Annotated in this window: 15 protein-coding genes; 10 read left to right on the forward strand and 5 right to left on the reverse strand. The window is 69.0% G+C overall.

Going from position 1 to position 17164, the window contains the following annotated elements:
* Positions 1 to 85 precede the first annotated feature (85 nt).
* The 6 genes from HD600_RS10260 to HD600_RS10285 all read left to right on the forward strand — a co-directional run bounded on the left by HD600_RS10260 (position 86) and on the right by HD600_RS10285 (position 6934).
* A complete protein-coding gene (locus HD600_RS10260) occupies positions 86 to 1459 on the forward strand; it encodes an MFS transporter (RefSeq protein ID WP_184283466.1) in 1374 nt (457 codons plus the stop codon).
* A gap of 9 nt (positions 1460 to 1468) precedes the next feature.
* Entirely contained in the window at positions 1469 to 3334 is a 1866-nt protein-coding gene (locus tag HD600_RS10265; RefSeq protein ID WP_184283468.1) for an FAD-dependent monooxygenase, read from the forward strand.
* Positions 3335 to 3431: 97 nt separating this feature from the next.
* Positions 3432 to 4388: an ABC transporter ATP-binding protein gene (locus tag HD600_RS10270; RefSeq protein ID WP_184283470.1), complete on the forward strand. Its 957-nt coding sequence runs from the start codon at positions 3432 to 3434 to the stop codon at positions 4386 to 4388.
* Positions 4389 to 4390: 2 nt separating this feature from the next.
* Positions 4391 to 5152, forward strand: coding sequence for an ABC transporter permease (locus HD600_RS10275; protein WP_206705722.1), 762 nt, complete (start codon positions 4391 to 4393; stop codon positions 5150 to 5152).
* 10 nt (positions 5153 to 5162) lie between these two features.
* The gene (locus tag HD600_RS10280) at positions 5163 to 6317 is read left to right on the forward strand and encodes a sensor histidine kinase (protein ID WP_184283472.1); all 1155 of its coding nucleotides are present in this window, start codon (positions 5163 to 5165) and stop codon (positions 6315 to 6317) included.
* Positions 6311 to 6934, forward strand: coding sequence for a response regulator transcription factor (locus HD600_RS10285; protein WP_144795820.1), 624 nt, complete (start codon positions 6311 to 6313; stop codon positions 6932 to 6934). Before HD600_RS10280 ends, HD600_RS10285 begins: the two co-directional genes overlap by 7 nt.
* Before the next feature lie 179 nt (positions 6935 to 7113).
* On the opposite strand, the gene HD600_RS10290 is transcribed toward HD600_RS10285, so the two are convergent.
* Positions 7114 to 7677, reverse strand: a complete 564-nt coding sequence (locus HD600_RS10290) for a hypothetical protein (RefSeq protein ID WP_184283473.1) — start codon at positions 7675 to 7677, stop codon at positions 7114 to 7116.
* Between the two features lie 192 nt (positions 7678 to 7869).
* Positions 7870 to 9060: a nucleotide disphospho-sugar-binding domain-containing protein gene (locus HD600_RS10295; RefSeq protein WP_184283474.1), complete on the reverse strand. Its 1191-nt coding sequence runs from the start codon at positions 9058 to 9060 to the stop codon at positions 7870 to 7872.
* A gap of 415 nt (positions 9061 to 9475) precedes the next feature.
* Between HD600_RS10295 and HD600_RS10300 the strand changes: the two genes are divergently transcribed.
* Together HD600_RS10300 and HD600_RS10305 are read left to right on the forward strand one after the other, a co-directional pair.
* Positions 9476 to 9853: a VOC family protein gene (locus HD600_RS10300; protein ID WP_144795813.1), complete on the forward strand. Its 378-nt coding sequence runs from the start codon at positions 9476 to 9478 to the stop codon at positions 9851 to 9853.
* 98 nt (positions 9854 to 9951) lie between these two features.
* A complete protein-coding gene (locus tag HD600_RS10305) occupies positions 9952 to 11664 on the forward strand; it encodes a Na+/H+ antiporter (protein WP_184283475.1) in 1713 nt (570 codons plus the stop codon).
* Positions 11665 to 11719: 55 nt separating this feature from the next.
* Here HD600_RS10305 and HD600_RS10310 read toward each other — a convergent pair whose 3' ends face one another.
* Positions 11720 to 13396 (reverse strand): thiamine pyrophosphate-binding protein, encoded by a 1677-nt coding sequence (locus HD600_RS10310; RefSeq protein WP_184283476.1) that lies wholly within the window; start codon positions 13394 to 13396, stop codon positions 11720 to 11722.
* A gap of 168 nt (positions 13397 to 13564) precedes the next feature.
* A complete protein-coding gene (locus tag HD600_RS10315; RefSeq protein ID WP_144795810.1) occupies positions 13565 to 14422 on the reverse strand; it encodes a MurR/RpiR family transcriptional regulator in 858 nt (285 codons plus the stop codon).
* A 147-nt stretch (positions 14423 to 14569) separates the two neighbouring features.
* On the opposite strand from HD600_RS10315, the gene HD600_RS10320 reads away from it, so the two are divergent.
* Together HD600_RS10320 and murQ are read left to right on the forward strand one after the other, a co-directional pair.
* Positions 14570 to 15457, forward strand: coding sequence for a BadF/BadG/BcrA/BcrD ATPase family protein (locus tag HD600_RS10320; protein ID WP_184283477.1), 888 nt, complete (start codon positions 14570 to 14572; stop codon positions 15455 to 15457).
* Positions 15447 to 16397 carry an N-acetylmuramic acid 6-phosphate etherase gene (murQ, locus tag HD600_RS10325; protein WP_184283478.1) on the forward strand — a complete coding sequence of 317 codons (951 nt, stop codon included), beginning with the start codon at positions 15447 to 15449 and terminating at the stop codon, positions 16395 to 16397. The genes HD600_RS10320 and murQ overlap by 11 nt, the downstream gene beginning before the upstream one ends.
* Here the strand turns inward: murQ and HD600_RS10330 are convergent.
* Positions 16390 to 17040, reverse strand: a complete 651-nt coding sequence (locus HD600_RS10330; RefSeq protein ID WP_184283479.1) for an HAD-IA family hydrolase — start codon at positions 17038 to 17040, stop codon at positions 16390 to 16392. The genes murQ and HD600_RS10330 overlap by 8 nt on opposite strands.
* Positions 17041 to 17164 lie beyond the last annotated feature (124 nt).

Here is a 17164-nt window from a genome sequence, read left to right on the forward strand (position 1 = left end):
GTATATCATCCCGACAACGGGTGGCAAGCACCGCATCGACGCGGGAGGCGGCCACCGGACGACGATGTCACACAGGGAGCTTTCAATGACTGACAGGCCCGGGTTCACTCCGACCGGCACCATCGCCAGCGCGGGCGACCGACGCCGCGTGGTCTTCGCCACCGTCGTGGGCACCACCATCGAGTGGTACGACTTCTTCATCTACGCCACAGCCGTCGGGCTCGTGTTCGGGCAGCTGTTCTTCTCGGCCCTCGGAGCCAACACGGTCATCCTCGGCTTCGCCACCGTCGGAATCAGCTTCCTGTTCCGCCCGCTCGGCGCGTTCCTGGCCGGTCACTTCGGGGACAGGCTGGGACGCAAGCGGGTGCTGATGTGGACGCTCATCCTCATGGGGGCGGCGACCGCTCTCATCGGCGTGCTGCCGACCGCCGAGGTCATCGGCGTCGGGGCTCCGATCCTCCTCGTACTGCTGCGCATCCTGCAGGGCATCTCCGCCGGCGGAGAGTGGGGCGGCGCGGTACTCATGGCCGTGGAGCACGCCCCGAAGCGCCGGCGCGGGATCTTCGGAGCCTCGCCGCAGATCGGCGTCCCGCTCGGTCTGCTGCTCGCCTCCGGAGTGATGGCGGTCATGACGGCCCTCGCGCCGGGTGACCAGTTCCTCGCCTGGGGATGGCGGATCCCCTTCCTCCTCAGCGTCGTCCTGATCCTCATCGGCTACTACGTGCGGCGCAACGTCGAGGAGAGCCCGGTGTTCGCCGAACTCGCCGAGCGCAAGGAGAAGGCGAAGATGCCGATCGTGCAGCTGTTCCGCAAGCACGCGCTGCTCGTCTTCATCGCCGCGCTCGTCTTCGCCGGCAACAACGCCGTCGGCTACATGACCACCGGTGGGTACATCCAGGGCTATGCCACCGATCCGGCCGGCCCGATCGGACTTGAACGCGGACCGGTGCTGTGGGCGGTCACCGGCTCGGCCGTGACGTGGCTGATCACCACCCTGCTGGCGGGGTGGCTCTCCGACCGCGTCGGCCGCCGCACCACCTACATCGCGGGGTGGATCCTCCAACTCGGCGGCGTCCTCCTGCTGTTCCCGCTCGTGAACACCGGCAGCGTCGGGTTGCTCTTCCTCGGACTCGCGGTCCTGACGATCGGACTCGGGTTCACGTACGGGCCACAGGCGGCGCTGTACACCGAGCTGTTCCCGGCATCCATCCGGTTCTCGGGAGTCTCGATCTCGTACGCGATCGGCGCCATCGCCGGAGGCGCGTTCGCGCCGACGATCGCGGCGGCGATCGTGGACGCCACCGGCTCGACCGAGATGGTCACCTGGTATCTCGCGGGAATGACCGTGATCGGCCTCGTCGCCACGCTCCTCCTGCGCGACCGCAGCGGGATCCCGCTCGGGCCCGATCACGAGGCGGAGCAGTCCGTCAGCCCCGTCTACGGCCTCGCCAGGGCGTGAGGAGTCTCGATGCAGTTCCACCACCACGGTTACGTCTCGCAGGACCCGCGCGTCGTCGCGGCCGCCGGCACCGGAGTCGATCGCCCGGTCGACCTGCCGGACGAGATGGACGTGCTCATCGTGGGGTCGGGGCCTGCGGGCATGCTGCTGGCCGCCCAGATGTCGCAGTTCCCCGGCGTCACGACGCGGATCATCGAGAAGCGCGACGGCCGGCTCGTGCTCGGCCAGGCTGACGGCATCCAACCGCGCAGTGTCGAGACGTTCCAGGCCTTCGGGTTCGCCGAACGCATCATCGCCGAGGCGTACAACATCGCGTTCATGAACTTCTGGGGGCCCGACCCGCAGAACCCGCAGAACATCGTCCGCACGTCCCGCACCGAGGACTACGGACTGAAGATCAGCGAGTTCCCGCACCTCATCGTCAATCAGGCCCGTGTGCTCGACTACTTCGCCGAGGCCGCAGCACACGGACCCGCACGGATCGCACCGGACTACAGCGTCGAGTTCCTCGGCCTCACGGTCCACGACGACGGCGAGTTCCCCGTCGAGGTCAGGGTGCGGCATGTCGCCGGTGCACGCGAGGGGGAAGTGCGCACGATCCGCGCGAAGTACGTGCTCGGATGCGACGGAGCGCGAAGCCGTGTCCGCGAGGCCATCGGCCGCACCCACGTGGGGGAGCTCGCCGCGCACGCGTGGGGCGTCATGGACGTGCTCGTGAACACCGACTTCCCCGACTGGCGGACCAAGTGCGCCATCAACGCCGTGGCGGGCAACATCCTGCACATCCCGCGCGAGGGCGGCTACCTCAGCCGGGTGTACGTCGACCTCGGCGAGGTGCCGGCCGATGACAATCACCGGGTGCGGCAGACACCGATCGAGAAGATCATCGACAAGGCCAACGAGATCCTGCGTCCGTACACGCTGGACGTGAAGGAGATCGCCTGGCACAGCGTGTACGAGGTCGGCCATCGCGTCACGGACGGGTTCGACGACGCGCTGGACGAGGACCGGTCGCCGCGGGTCTTCCTCACCGGCGACGCGTGTCACACGCACAGCGCGAAGGCCGGGCAGGGGATGAATGTGTCGATGCAGGACGGGTTCAACATCGGGTGGAAGCTGGGCGCCGTCCTCATGGGACGCAGCCCGGAGTCGTTGCTGGCGACGTACTCCGACGAGCGCCAGCCCGTCGCGCAGCAGCTCATCGACTTCGACCGCGAATGGTCGAGCCTTATGGCGCGCAAGCCGGAGGAGATCTCCGACCCGCTGGAGCTGTCGAACTACTACCTCGCGACGGCGGAGTTCCCCTCCGGCTTCATGACGCAGTACCCGCCCTCGGCGATCACGGCGACCGCCGAGCACCAGGCGCTCGCCGCAGGGTTCCCGGTGGGCAAGCGCTTCAAGTCCGCCGAGGTCGTCCGGGTGTGCGACGGCAACGCGATCCACCTCGGTCACCACGCGAAGGCGGACGGGCGGTGGCGGATCTACGCGTTCGCGGACCGCTCGGGGGTGCGGCTGAGGGACTGGGCGGCCGCGGCTGAGGGAATGATCGCCCGCGTCACCCCGCCCGACGCCGATGTGGATGCCGTGATCGACGCGAAGGTCATCTACCAGGAGGCGTTCGACGAGGTGGACATCCTGACCGCACCGGCGATGTTCCTGCCACAGACGGGCCCGCTGCACCTCACCGACTGGGAGAAGGTGTACTCCGGGTCGCCGAACGCGTGGACGGACACCGACATCTTCGTCGAGCGGGAGATCTCGAGGGAGGGGGCGGTCGTGGTCGTGCGCCCGGATCAGTACGTCGCAGCAGTCCTGCCTCTGGAAGCGACCGCCGAGCTCGAGGCCTTCCTCGGGAGGGTGTTCCTGCCGGCATGAGTGTTCGGCTCCGGAGAGTCCCGGCATGACACGTGTCACGCGGAGGAGGTGACACCGCCCTCCGGACCGCTCGGGACCTTCCGGCCAGGCTGGAGGCATGAGCACAGCAGCAGACACTCTGATCTCCGCGCGCAGCGCTGACGCAGCGACGGACCTCGCCGTCTCGATCGACGGCCTCACGCGGCATTTCGGTGCGGGGGAAGGGGCGGTCAAAGCCGTCGACGGCATCGACCTGCGCATCCGACGGGGCGAGGTCGTCGCGCTCCTCGGGCCGAACGGCGCAGGCAAGACGACGACGCTGGACATCCTCCTCGGCCTCACGGAACCCGGTGCGGGGAGCGTGTCGGTGTTCGGCGAGAAGCCGGCGGCGGCGGCGAAGGAGGGACGTATCGCCGGGGTGCTGCAGACCGGCGGACTGCTCGCCGACCTCACGGTGCGTGAGACGGTCGAGGTCATCGCCGCCCTGCACGGCCGTGCGGCGCTCGCACGGGTGCCCGAAGTGCTCGTTCGGGCCGATCTCGAACCGATCGCACGCCGCCGGATCGCGAAGTGCTCCGGCGGTGAGCAGCAGCGCGTGAAGTTCGCTCTCGCCCTCGTCGCAGACCCGGATGTCCTCATCCTCGACGAGCCGACCGCCGGAATGGACGTCACCGCGCGGCGGCATTTCTGGAGCGTCATGCGCGCCGATGCGGATGCCGGTCGTACGATCGTGTTCGCCACGCACTATCTCGAAGAGGCCGAGCAGTTCGCGCGCCGGACCGTCGTCATGCACCGCGGGCGGATCGTCGCTGACGCCCCGACGGCCGAGCTGCGCGCCAACCTCGGTGGCAGGACGCTGGCGGCCACCCTCCCGGTCTCGGGCACCGACGCGCTCGTGCGGACGCTGTCCTCGGCGGACGGCATCAGCGACCTCCGCGTGGACGCGGAGCGGGTGAGCCTGCGCGCCCTCGATTCGGATGCCGTGGCATCCGTTCTTCTGAATTCCGGCGCGCGCGATCTGGAGATCGCCGCGCCCACCCTCGAGACCGCCTTCACCGCACTGACGGAGGACTGACCATGACCATCTCGATCTCACCCACCATGTTGCGCGTCGAGGCGATCCGCCAGGTGCGCAATCCCTACACGCTCGCATTCACCCTGGCGATGCCGGTGGCGATGTATCTCCTGTTCGGCGCGACCGCGGCGTACGCCTCCGGCCGCGCGGGCAACGGCAACGTCGCGTTCTACGTCATGGTGTCGATGGCCGCGTACGGCACCGCTGTCGCGATGAGCTCGCTCACCTCGCTCGCGGCGACGGAGGCGAAGCAGGGGTGGGGGCGACAGTTGGCGATGACTCCGCTCACCACCGCAGGGTATGCCGCGACCAAACTGGTCACCGCGGTGATGTTCGCGGCGCTCGCCGTCGCCTTCGTCTTCGTGGCGGGGCTGCTCACGGGGGCCCAGGCGACCGAGGCGTGGCGCTGGTGGGCGACGGCCGGCATCATCCTCGGAACCGGCCTGATGTTCGGCCTGTACGGGCTCGGCGTCGGGCTGTTCTTCACCTCGGACACCGCTGCCGCGCTCGCCTCCATCTCGATGACGTTCTTCGCGTTCTTCGGCAATGTGTTCCTCCCGCTGGACGGGGTCATGCTCGACATCGCACGCTTCACGCCGCTGTACGGCTTCGTCGCGCTGAGCCGCTGGCCGTTGACCGAGGGGGTCCTGACGACCGGCCAGGTCGATCCGCTGTGGCTGATCTGTGTGAACATCGTCGCGTGGGTGGGTGTGTTCGCGCTGCTGGTGGCCGTGGGGGCCAAGCGTTCGCGGACGCGCCGATAGGGTCGACACCATGACGGATGACGCGACCCCCGTGGCCGCGCCGGTCTCAGCGGGCGGCGCGACCACGGCGTCGCCGCGCCGCGAGCCGGGAGCGCGGTCGCCGTGGGAGCGGTACGGGTGGCTGATGCCGGCGCTCTGGCTGGTGTTCCTCGTCTATCCGCTCATGGCGCTGATGGCGTCCGAGGCGGCTCCCGTCTGGATCGTCATCGGATGGATCGGGCTCGGCGCGTTCGTCGTCGTCTACGTGGCCGCGTTCCTCAACGGGATGAGCTTCAACGGGGGAGGCCTCACCACCCCGCCCCGCCCCATCCAGTGGGTGGCGTTCGCGGGGATGATCGTATGCGCGGCGTCGGTGATCCCCGGCGTCGGTGGCGCGGCGGTGAGTTTCCTGCCGTTCATCATGTCGTTCGCCTCGTACGGTCTGAATCGCGTGGCGCACTGGGTCACGATGGTCGTCTGCGTCGCGATCACCGCGGGCATCGTCCTCCTGGTCCCCGGAGGTTCGGGCTACTTGCCGCTGCTGGCGATCATCGCGCTTCTCGCGGCGGTCAACACCGTCTCGACGAGCCTCATCATCCGTTCGGCGCAGGCGGAGCGGCTCGGCCTCGAGCTCGCCACCAGCGAGGGGCGTGAGGCCGTGGCGCGCGATGTGCACGACCTCGTCGGTCATTCCCTCACCGTGGTGAGCCTCAAGGCTCAGCTCGTCCGTCGTCTGATCGACAGCGACCCGGAGCGTGCGAAGGCGGAGCTCGCCGACATCGAGTCCCTCACTGCGGAGGCGATCGCGGGGGTGCGGGCGACCGTGGCGGGAGTCCGCAGCGCCGCGCTCGTGGAGCAGCTGGCCTCGTGCCGCGACGCACTGGAAGCCGCTGATGTGACGATGCGGGTGGAGGGGGATGCCGCGGCGCTCTCACCCGCGCAATCGCTGACGGCGAGCTGGATCCTCCGTGAGGCGACGACGAACGTTCTACGGCACGCGGGGGCGGGGGTGGTCACAGTGCGCATCGCGCCCGGTCGGTTCGAGGTCGTCGACGACGGTCGCGGCATCCGCGGTGCGGAGGGGAACGGTGTGCGGGGCATGCGCGAGCGGGCGACCACGGGTGGCGCGACGCTCTCCGTGCGGTCGGGCGAGAGCGGGGGCACTCACGTGGAGGTGACGTGGTGAGCGGCGGCGAGCGGATCCGCCTGGTCATTGTCGACGATCAGGCGATGCTGAGGGGGGCGCTCGCCGCGCTGCTGGAGCTCGAGGACGATCTGTCCGTCATCGGGGTCGCCGGTGACGGCGCCGAGGCCGTGCGCGTCGTGGCCGAGACGGCGCCGGACGTGTGCCTCATGGACATCCAGATGCCGGGTGTGGACGGGATAACGGCGACCCGGGAGGTGCGTGCCGCTCACGCCGGTACCCGTGTGCTCATCGTGACGACGTTCGCCCGGCCGGGCTATCTTCGGGCGGCGCTCGATGCGGGAGCCAGCGGATTCGTCGTCAAGGACGCCCCGGCTGAGCAGCTCGCCGATGCCGTGCGGCGGGTGCACGCCGGATTACGGGTCGTGGATCCTGCGCTCGCCGAGGCGAGTCTGTTCGAAGGCGCGAACCCGCTCAGCGAACGCGAGCAGCAGGTGCTCCGCCTCGCCGCCGACGGTCGCAGTGCCGCCGCTATCGCCGCGGAGGTCTTCCTGTCGCCGGGCACGGTGCGCAACAACCTCTCGGCCGCGATCGGCAAGGTCGGTGCGACGAACCGCGCCCAGGCGGTGCGGATCGCGCAGGACAAGGGGTGGATCTGAGGGTCGCCGTCGTGTTGCGGGCCTCGGTGTCGGGCGGAGCTCGCAGCCGGCGTCCTCAGCGTAGGCGCCCGGTAGCTCGGCGTCCATCGTGGCGAAGATCCTCTGCCGTCTGTGGCTGTGACGAGATCGGACGGAGTCGGAATCGCAGGGGCGGAGGAGCAGACAGGACCGCCGCCGATTCACCCGTCAAAAAGCCAAGGCTCTCGGAATTGAGCTCTGTCGCCCAGGGCCCCGACAAGCTCGGATGGGCACACGAGTTGATCGTCACCGTAGTCGTGGGTTCTGCTATGGCCGGAGAGACTTTCTCCCTCTAGTGAGACCTCGATCCGGTAACACGTGTAGACCCGGGCCGGCCTGGAGTCGAGCCATCCGGGAATCGAGAAGTGTTCGTCGACCCCGGAAGTGACGAACAGATCGAACGCGCTGTCTCCTCGGCCACCTTCCGGGTGCTCGTTGTAGATGACCGCCGTCCCGACGCTTTCAGAGAAGGCGGGCGGAGCGTCACCTGCATCCCACCGCACGGCGGCAGCGCTCAGCCGATCCAGGAGTTCTTCGGGCGTCGTCGTACCTGCGGAAGGATCCGCCAAGACGGCGTAGACGTGGTTCTCAGCAGCATCCACCTGGCGCCATAACGCGGGTTCGACCGGGTCCGACGCGCGAGAGCACCCCGACATCCACGCGACGCCGACGAGAGCAACCAGGGCGACGGGCGTGCGCACGATGAGTCTCACGGCGTTCATCATGGCTTCGCTACCTGGCAAAGTCCTCGGGCTCCGGAAGTTTGCGAATCTCGATACAGCAGTACGCTCGGGACTACTCGAGCACCCGGAAGGTTCGCAGGCTCGGCTCGCTCAGCCACGTGCGCACCATCCAGCTCGGGCAGGTGCTCTGGCTCACGCCCGACCCCGACCTGCCCTGGATGCCGCCCCTGTCGTTCATGACGTCGTGACGATCACTGCCAGGGCGGTTCCCACCCCGTCTTCGCGTGTCATGGCGAGGGCCGCTCGCTGCACCTCGGGGCGATAGCTCTCGGTTTCTGCAAGGCTCGCGCGCAGTCGAGCAGCGGTCAGGCGGCTCTGGCGAATGGGAGCGGAGCCCAGGCGGCGTGCGTGGATTCGGGCGCCCCAGAACGGCTGATCGGCGATGAAGGGGATGACGACGGACACGGTGCCAGCGCGGGTTGCTGTTTGCAAAGTACCGATTCCACCGTGGTGTATGGCGGCTACCGCCTGGGGCAGAACCTGGGTGTGATCGACCGATCGCACGACGTGAACATCGTCGCCGAGGAGGTGCGGTGATGTCGTGAGTCCGCCGAGCCCGGTGACGAGCAACGCGCGCGCACCGAAGCTGCGGGTGGCGGCGAGAACCTCCCGGGTCCGCTGCTCAGCGTTGCCGGCCACCATCGACCCGAACCCTGCATAGACGAAATCGCCGCCGGCGATGAAGGATCTCACGTCATCGCTCAACACCGTTCGAGGCCTGTCGGTAAGCCAGGGCCCCGTGAGATGCACGGTCTCCGGCCAATCCGAGGGCCGCTCGAGGATGGCTGAGCTGATCGGCATGAGAGTCGCGGCAGGTCCGGCGGGCCTGCGTCGCCGCGTGCCGAAGACTGCCGCGGCTTGGTCGAGATCGTTCGCGAACATCGCCCCGCTGGCGGCCACGAAACGGTAGGTGAGCTTGTTCAGGAATCCGAGATTGCGAGTGGTGGTCCCTGCCGCCGGGAAGGCGCGTGTGGGCGTCATGGCGGGAACCAGCTCGACCAAGACGTATGGAACGTCAAGGGCTTCCGCGATGAGCGGGGCCGATAACACCTTCGGGTGCGCCACAACGACGTCTGGGCGATACTCGCGGGCGATGCGCGCTGGTTCGACGATCACCGCGTTCATCGTCGGACGAATGACCGACGAGTACGAGCGGAGCGCCGCCATGAGTGACACGCCCTGCTCTTCGATCATGCGTGTGTAGTCCACACTCATGCTTCGCACGTCGATACCTGAAAGGTCTGCGCCGGAGTTGTCCGGCGCGACGAGGAGGACGTGATGTCCTTCCGCCGTAGCACGTCGGGCGAGCGCGGTAAACGGCTCCACATCCCCGCGCGACCCCGCGGTCGCCAGGAGGATCCTCACCGGCTTCCTCGCCCGGGCGAGGGTATCGTCCAGAATCCGCGCGCGCAGATGTCTTCTGTCGGCCCAGCGACGCGCCGCAGACCTTCCTGTGGGTCCCCGGCCGCCCATCGCGCGAGCTGCAGAACTGCGAAGAGTCCGCGAGCCGCGACATCAACACCCTCAAGCGCTGAACGCATGTACAGGATGCTGGCACTGCGTTCAGATCGGCACAAGGTTTCAGCCCGGCACGCGCATCATCGAGAACGATCGTCTCCGGCGGTTTCGCCACCCCCGGATCAAGGCACGGCCGACAGCCAATGAATCGCTCCTGCCGAAAGCACCCTGCGTCGACTCGACAAGTACTCTGGCCGATGTCCGACCCCCGGCGTACCGTGGTCCACGGTCGAGCGACGGCGCTCGCCAGAAGGAGTACGAGATGGACTGGAAGATCGAACTCATCTTCGTGCCGGTCACGGATGTCGACCGCGCGAAGGACTTCTACGTGAAGATCGGGTTCAACGCCGACCACGACCAGGTGCCGTTCGAAGGGCTGCGGTTCGTGCAGATGACGCCCCCGGGCTCCGCATGCTCGATCGCGTTCGGCGAGGGCCTCGGCTCGCGCATGAAACCGGGCATGCAGGATTCGATCCAGGTCGTCGTTCCCGACGCCGATGCCGCGCTTGCTCAATTGCGCGATGCCGGTGTCGAAGCCTCTGGTGTCGACGAACAGGCGTGGGGGAGGTTCGTCACCTTCGACGACCCCGATGGCAACAGTTGGACACTGCAGCAACTGCCCGACCGCGCCGGCGCCTGATCACCCTCTTCCCTGACCGGCCAGGCGGGAATACCGTTTCCCTGTCGGGCGCTGTGCCCTGAGCACGTCGCGCCCGCTGCGACGGCGGAAAGGTGCGCATGGAAGGTCTGGAGATCACCGTCCTGCTCGGGCTGACGATCCTCGTCGGAACGATGCTCGCGCCGCGCGTGCGCCTCGCCCTGCCGCTGGTGCTCGTCGTGTTCGGTCTGCTCCTGGGCTTCATCCCACCGCTGCGAGAGGTGCAGTTGCCACCGGAGACGGTGCTGCTGCTCTTCCTCCCCGTCATGCTCTTCTGGGAGAGCCTGACGACCTCGCTGCGATCCATCCGACGCGACTTCCGGTACATCCTGCCGATGAGCACCCTCCTCGTCGTCGCATCCGCCTTCGCCGTCGCCGGAGTCGCCGTGCTGTTCGGGCTGCCTTGGGAGATCGCACTGATCCTCGGCGCCGCCGTCGCGCCGCCTGACGCGACAGCCGTGGCCGCCCTCGGACGCCTGTTGCCTCGCCGCAGCTTCATGAAGTTGAAAGCCGAGAGCCTGACCAACGACGGCACCGCCCTGGTTCTCTACGCGATCGCCGTCTCGATCGCCGTCGGCGAGCAGGTCACACCGCTGCAGGTCACCTGGAGCCTCATCGTCTCCTACGGCGGAGGCATCGCCGTCGGCATCCTCGTCGCCGCTGCAGCCTGGCAGCTCCTGCTGCGCACGCGCGCGACGATGACCATCAACGTGGCGATGCTCCTCATGCCGTTCGCGGCGTTCATGATCGCGGAACTCATCCACGCATCCGGGGTCCTGGCGGTCGTCGTCGCCGGACTCATCGCCGCGTACGCCGGGCCGCGCATCACCACCGCCGACTCCCGCCGTCAGGCCGCCGCGGTGTGGCCGTTCGGGGTGTACCTTCTCAACGGCGCGCTGTTCGTGCTCATCGGCATCGAGGTGCAGTGGGTCGTGCACCAGACCTCCCTGCTCGCGATCGGCTGGCTCACCCTCGCCACCCTCGCCGTCTGGGTCGCGCTCCTCATGGTGCGCTTCCTCTTCCAACTGCTCGCATGGCCGTTCCAACGTCGCGGGCGTGGCACATCACGTCGACTGCGTACACGAGCGCACGTCGTCAACACCGTCGCCGGCATGCGCGGCGCAGTCTCACTCGCCATCGCACTCTCCGTGCCGCTCGACACCCCTGACGGCACCCGGCTCGACGGCCGGGACGACATCGTCTTCATCACCGCCGGTGTCATCCTGCTCAGCCTGCTCGTGCAGGGCCCGCTGCTGCCCGCGATCGTGCGGTGGGCCCGGTTCCCCGCAGACCACGCCGAAGATGAGGAGTTCGAGCTCGCCGAGCGCGCGATATCCGGGGCGGCGATGACCGCGCTCGACTCGCTGGCCGCCGAGCACGGCATCAGCGACGAGGTCAGAGACCGCGTGCGCCGTGACGGATACGAGCGGCTCGAACTCGCCAACGCCCGGGCGATGGCGAGGGAACGCGCGCTCGTCGACACCGAGGTCGACGCGATGGAACAGATGCTCGACGTGCCCGACCCCCTTCTCGAGGAGAGGGACACCACGATCCCGACCGGGGGAACGCTGCAGATGGTCGCGACCTCCCCGGACATCGACATCGCCCAGCGCTCGCCGATCATCCGTGACGATGAGAACACGCGCCTCAAGCTCGCGCTCCTCGACCACAAACGCGAGGTCCTCCTTGGGCTGCGGCGATCCGGAACGGTCGACGACCTCGTTGCCCGGCGTATCTCCGCGAATCTCGACCTCGAGCAGCTCCGCCTGCAGGGGATCGAGCACATGGACTGACTGTCTGGGCAGCGGAAGAGAACCAAAGATCAGCCTCGTGCGTCGACACCACCCGTCACGAGTTCACGCGGATGATCTCCTGCTGGTACGGCGCGACGACAGTGGGGGAGATGCGCAGGTCGAGCAGCAGGAACCGCCGCTGGTCGTCGGGTTGCGCCGACCACTCCGCGAGCCGATCCAGGTCGCCGAGGGTGCGGACGACCACGCCCTCGGCGCCCACCGCGCCTGCGAACGCGGCGAAGTCGACCTCGGGGATGTGCATCGGCTCCTTCGCCAACCCCTTGAGCCCGTACAGATGCACCTCGGCACCGTAGGCGGCGTCGTTCCAGATCACCGCGCAGCCGCGCCCGCCGGCCGTGCGGACGGCGGACTCGAGATCCGCGATCGCCATCAGTCCGCCGCCATCGCCGCTGGTGAGCACCACCGTCGACTCCGGGCGGGCACGCGCGGCTCCGACGACACTCGGCCAGCCCTGACCGATCGCCTGGAAGGCGGTGCCGACCATCATCATCCGGTCGGGTGACGCGACGGGCCAGTACATGTTCGCCCAGCCGATGAAATGTCCGCCGTCCGAGACGACGATCCGATCCTCCGGCAGCAGCTCCGCGATGCGCCGTGCGGCCGCACGAGGATCGAGCCGTCCGTCCGGAGCGACGTCGTCGCCTGCCTCGTACGCGCGCGCGGCGGCGACATCGACCTGCTCGCGCCATGTGCCGGCCGCACCGGCGGATCCGGCATCCGCCCCAGAGCGTCCGACACGGATGCGATCGACGAGGGCCGCGGCGACGACACCCGCATCGCCGCGGACGAAGCCGCCGACGTGTGCGTGAGTCGCGGCAGGGGCGACGTCCACCTGGTACACGCGGGTGCCAGGAGCGAACAGGTCACCGAAGCGCATCGTGAACTGGTTCAGCGAGGCGCCGAACACGACCGCGACGTCGGCCTCCCTGACCAGCTCCATCGCGCCTTCCGCGCCGAACCCGCCGGCGACCCCGAGGTCGTATCGCGTGTCGGGGAAGACGCCACGCCCCAGCGCCGTGGAGACGGTCAGCGCTCCAGTGGCTTCGGCGAGAGCGCCCAGCGGCTCACTCGCCCCGGCCAACCAGGCCCCGCGTCCCGCGAGGAGAAGAGGGCGCCGGGCATCGCGCAGGGCCTGCGCCACCTCGCCCAGCATCCCCTCGGCGAACTCGCCTCTCGGTTCCATCGGGGCGGGGGAGCGGGGCTCCGGCGCAGCCGGCACCGGCCCGGCGTCGATCGATGCGACGTCGTAGGGGATCGCGAGCACCACCGGCACCCGGTAGGTGAGCGCGTGCTCGATGGCGATGACCGTTGTCGACGCGGCATCCGCCCGTCCGACGGTGTACGTGCGGGCGCCGACCGCCGAGGCCAACGCGATCTGGTCGACGTCCCACGGACGCGGGCCGGACGTCGGCTCATCGCCGACGACGAGCACCAGCGGGATGCGGGCCTGCACGGCCTCGGCGAGGGCGGTGAGGGTGTTCGTGAATCCGGCGCCGTAGGTCGCGGTCCCCGCGGCGATGCGGCCGGAGGCCCGATAGTGCGCGTCGGCGGCGACGACGGCGCCCTGTTCGTGGCGCACCGCGGTGAACTGCGCATCGGTCTCGCGTTCGAGGGCGTCGAGGAAGTAGGCGTTGCCATTGCCCATGACGCCGAAGACGGCGTCGACGTGCTGGGCGAGAGTGAGGGCGACGTGCGCGGACACGGAAGACATGCGAGAGCCTTTCGAGACGGTATCGGTGGAGGATTCCGTATGTGTCTCGCGCGGCGCATCACTGCGACGTCGGCTTCGTGCCCTTTTTTCGAGCACCGGCTCTGCCGGACACGTCGATTCTAATGTGCGCCCGAGCGCTCCACGTCAGCGCGCGTCCCTGCTTCGTGGTCAGGCCTGCAGGGCCCTCGTGGCCTCGCGGGTGCGCTTGAGGGCATCGGTCGTCTCGGTGAAGCGCTTCTTGGCGACGCCGGTGAACAGGCAGTCCACGAGCGTCAGCTGCGCGATCCGGCTGACCATGGCACCGGCGCGGAACGACGACTCGCGCACCTCGGTGAAGAGGGCGTGATCGGCCTGGCGAGCCAGCGGCGACTCCTTCGCGGAGGTCACGGCGATCGTCCTCGCGCCGTTGCCGGCAGCCGTGCGCAGGAAGCGGACCGTTTCGGGGGTCGTTCCGGAGTGCGAGAAACCGATGGCGACCGTCGGCCCTGCGTGCAGCACGGTGGCGGCGATCGCCTCGTGCGGGTCAGTGAGGACGTAGGCGTTGCGGCCGACGCGGAGGAGCTTGTGCATGAGATCCTCCGCGACGAACTGGCTGGCGCCGATCCCGTAGAGAAGAATGCGCTCCGAGGCGTCGATGTCGTCGATGGCCGCCTCGAGCACGGTGAAGTCGAGCTGCTCGACGGTCTCCTCGATGGCGAGCAGTTCCAGTGCGGCGAGCTTGGACACGGCTTCGCGGAGGGTGTCCTCGTCGGAGATCTCCGACCCGTACGCCCCGCGAGCGGAGAACTGCGCGGCCTCCTTGCCGAGCTCCGTGGCCAGCGCCATGCGCAGCGGCGCGTATCCACTGAAGCCGATCGCCCGGCAGAAGCGCACGACGGATGCGACGGACGTGCTGCATTCGTGCGCCAACTCGTTGATCGTCATCGTGATCACGGTGGAGGGATTCTCGCGGACGACGGCGGCGATGCGCGCCAACGACGGAGGGAGCGTCGAGGTGGCGGCTTCGATCGTGGACTGGATGCTCATCGGCGCTCCTTCGAGGGTGAGGACTCCAGTATGTCGCCCCGCCGACATCAGCGAAGGTAAATTCTTTTCAGAATGGCCAGACGAGATGTAGACTCTTTCCGAATCTGTTTCCCCGGCGCTGCAGCGCCCCGCTCCTAGAGTTGAGAGATGTCCGTCACCATCGCCGTCGACCTTGGCAAGACCCGTTGTCGCGTTGCCGTGATGGATGCCGCAGGGCGGCGCGTCGTCTCGGATGCCGGTGCCCCCGGCCTCGCAGCCCGCGACGGTGTCGACAGCGCGCTCGCCGCCATCCTTCCGCTGCTCGACCGCACCGCGTCGGCCGACGCGATCGGGGTGGGAGCGGCAGGTGCCTGGGCGGCGCCCGACGCCTCTGCCGACCTCGCACTGCGCCTGGCGGAGCGGACAGGAGCCGCGGTCGCCGTGGCCTCCGACGTCGTCACCGCCCATGCGGGCGCGCTCGAAGGGCGCCCCGGCACGCTCCTCATCGCCGGAACGGGCGCCGCAGCCCTCGGCGTCGACGATGCAGGCGTACGACTGGTCGACGGGTGGGGCCCGGATCTCGGAGACCTCGGCGGAGGATCCTGGATCGGCCGAGAAGGTGTCCGCGCCGTGCTCCGTGCCCGTGACGGACTCGGAGACGCGACCTCCCTCACCGACGCCGTCACCGCGCACGTCCTGCCGGCCGCAGATCCCATCACGTGGCTCGCCTCCGACATTCCGACCGCTCGCCTGCTCGCCACGGTGGCCCCTCTCGTCCTCGATGCCGCCGAAGCCGGGGATGCGGTCGCCGTACGGATCGCCACCGAAGCGGTGCGTCTGCTCACGGCGACCGCGGTCGCGGCATCCGCCGTCCACCGATTGGTGATCCACGGCGGACTCGCCGACCACGCCTGGTTCCGCACGCAGCTGGAACGCGCCATCACCTCCGCCGACCGCACGGCCGTACCGGCGGCCGGCGACGCCCTCGACGGGGCCGCGCTGCTCGCGGTCCGCTCCGACATGCCTCACGAAAGGTTCGTCCACCGTGCCAGATGACACCACTGCGAGCGAAAGCTCACGCCTCACCGAACTGCTGGGCGTCCTCGCGCAGCTCGACACCGAGGCTGCCACCCCGGAGCGCGGCGACCTCGACCTGCTCGAGACCGTCGAGCTCGTGCAGCGCATGAACGCGGAGGACCAGCGGGTCGCCATCGCCGTCGCCGAGCGCAACGCCGAGATCGCTCGAGCCGTCGACGGCATCACCGAGCGCTTCCGCCGCGGCGGGCGACTGATCTACATCGGCGCAGGAACCGCCGGACGCATCGGCGTGCTCGACGCGAGTGAGTGCCCTCCGACATTCGGCACCGACCCCTCGATGGTCGTCGGGATCATCGCCGGCGGTGAGACCGCGATCCGTTCGGCGGTGGAGAACGCCGAGGATGACCAGGATGCTGCGGGGCAGTCGCTGCGCGAACTCGCCCTCACCGACAAGGACACCGTCGTCGGCATCTCGGCGTCGGGGCGGACCCCCTACGTCGTGGGAGGCCTCGACTACGCCAGGGGGATCGGCGCCCTCACGGTCGCGATCGCGTCCAACCGCGGTTCTGCGATCGGTGCGGCCGCGGAGATCCCGATCGAGATCGTCACGGGCCCCGAGTTCATCTCCGGCTCGACGCGCCTGAAGTCCGGCACGGCGCAGAAGCTCGTCGTGAACATGCTGACCACGCTGTCGATGATCAAGCTCGGCAAGACGTACCGCGGCGTGATGGTCGATCTGCGTGCGACGAACGAGAAGCTGCACGCCCGCTCGGTGCGTACCGTGACGCAGCTCGCGGGCGTCGACGTCGACGAGGCGTCCGAAGCGCTGCGCGCCGCGGACGGTTCGGTGAAGCTCGCACTGCTGACCCTCGCCACCGGCGCCGACGTCGAACGGGCCCGCCAGGCGCTCGCGCAGAGCGGCGGAATCCTACGAGAGGCGATCTCCGCGCTCAGCTGATCCGCACCTCGAACCCGTCTGCCGACGGTGCGATCTCGATCTGCGAGAGGTCGTCCACGTGGTGTGCCGGTCCGAACTCGGGCGCGTGCGGGCCGACGCCGATGACGGTCATCCCGGCGTCGAGGCCCGCACGGATGCCGGCACCGGAGTCCTCGAAGACCACGCAGTCGGCGGCATCGACACCGAGGGTGGTCGCGGCGAGGAGGAACCCCTCCGGATCCGGCTTGCTGCGGGACACGCGCTCCGCGGTGATCGCCAGCGCGGGGATCGGCAGCTGCGCCGCGCCCATTCGCGCCGTCATCAGGGCGACGTCGGCGGAGGTGACGATGGCGTGGGGGAGTGACTCGAGCGCGCGCAGCAGTGCTGCGGCGCCGGGGATCTCGACGACCCCACTCGTCTCGACGCTCTCGCGCGCGAGCATCTCCTGATTCTCCTCGAGGTTGATCGCGTGGTCGCGCTCCGGCAGCAGGATCGACATGCTCTGCCAGCCCTGGCGCCCATGGACTGTCTTCAGCACCGTGTCACGGTCGAGTCCGTGCGGCTGCGCCCACTCCCACCACAGCCGCTCGACGACGGCCGTGGAATCCACGAGCGTCCCGTCCATGTCGAGGAGCGCTGCGCGTGCGGTGAGGGATGCGGCCATGCCTCCAGGCTAGCCCGGGCGCACCCGGTGGTTCGGCGCATGCCGTGACGCCGTCTACGCTTGAAGCATCCCCCGTTGTTCCACCCGGCAACCCGCGCGCCGGACGATCTTCGGCGCGCTCACA

This window comes from Microbacterium ginsengiterrae, assembly GCF_014205075.1.
GTDB lineage: Bacteria > Actinomycetota > Actinomycetes > Actinomycetales > Microbacteriaceae > Microbacterium > Microbacterium ginsengiterrae.

What these genes read in the sequence shown, in the direction of transcription:
- HD600_RS10260 (WP_184283466.1), top strand. Translation starts at nt 86, where the DNA reads ATGACTGACAGGCCCGGGTTCACTCCGACCGGCACCATCGCCAGCGCG.
- HD600_RS10265 (WP_184283468.1), top strand. Translation starts at nt 1,469, where the DNA reads ATGCAGTTCCACCACCACGGTTACGTCTCGCAGGACCCGCGCGTCGTC.
- HD600_RS10270 (WP_184283470.1), top strand. Translation starts at nt 3,432, where the DNA reads ATGAGCACAGCAGCAGACACTCTGATCTCCGCGCGCAGCGCTGACGCA.
- HD600_RS10275 (WP_206705722.1), top strand. Translation starts at nt 4,391, where the DNA reads ATGACCATCTCGATCTCACCCACCATGTTGCGCGTCGAGGCGATCCGC.
- HD600_RS10280 (WP_184283472.1), top strand. Translation starts at nt 5,163, where the DNA reads ATGACGGATGACGCGACCCCCGTGGCCGCGCCGGTCTCAGCGGGCGGC.
- HD600_RS10290 (WP_184283473.1), bottom strand. Translation starts at nt 7,677, where the DNA reads ATGATGAACGCCGTGAGACTCATCGTGCGCACGCCCGTCGCCCTGGTT.
- HD600_RS10300 (WP_144795813.1), top strand. Translation starts at nt 9,476, where the DNA reads ATGGACTGGAAGATCGAACTCATCTTCGTGCCGGTCACGGATGTCGAC.
- HD600_RS10305 (WP_184283475.1), top strand. Translation starts at nt 9,952, where the DNA reads ATGGAAGGTCTGGAGATCACCGTCCTGCTCGGGCTGACGATCCTCGTC.
- HD600_RS10310 (WP_184283476.1), bottom strand. Translation starts at nt 13,396, where the DNA reads ATGTCTTCCGTGTCCGCGCACGTCGCCCTCACTCTCGCCCAGCACGTC.
- HD600_RS10315 (WP_144795810.1), bottom strand. Translation starts at nt 14,422, where the DNA reads ATGAGCATCCAGTCCACGATCGAAGCCGCCACCTCGACGCTCCCTCCG.
- HD600_RS10320 (WP_184283477.1), top strand. Translation starts at nt 14,570, where the DNA reads ATGTCCGTCACCATCGCCGTCGACCTTGGCAAGACCCGTTGTCGCGTT.
- HD600_RS10330 (WP_184283479.1), bottom strand. Translation starts at nt 17,040, where the DNA reads ATGGCCGCATCCCTCACCGCACGCGCAGCGCTCCTCGACATGGACGGG.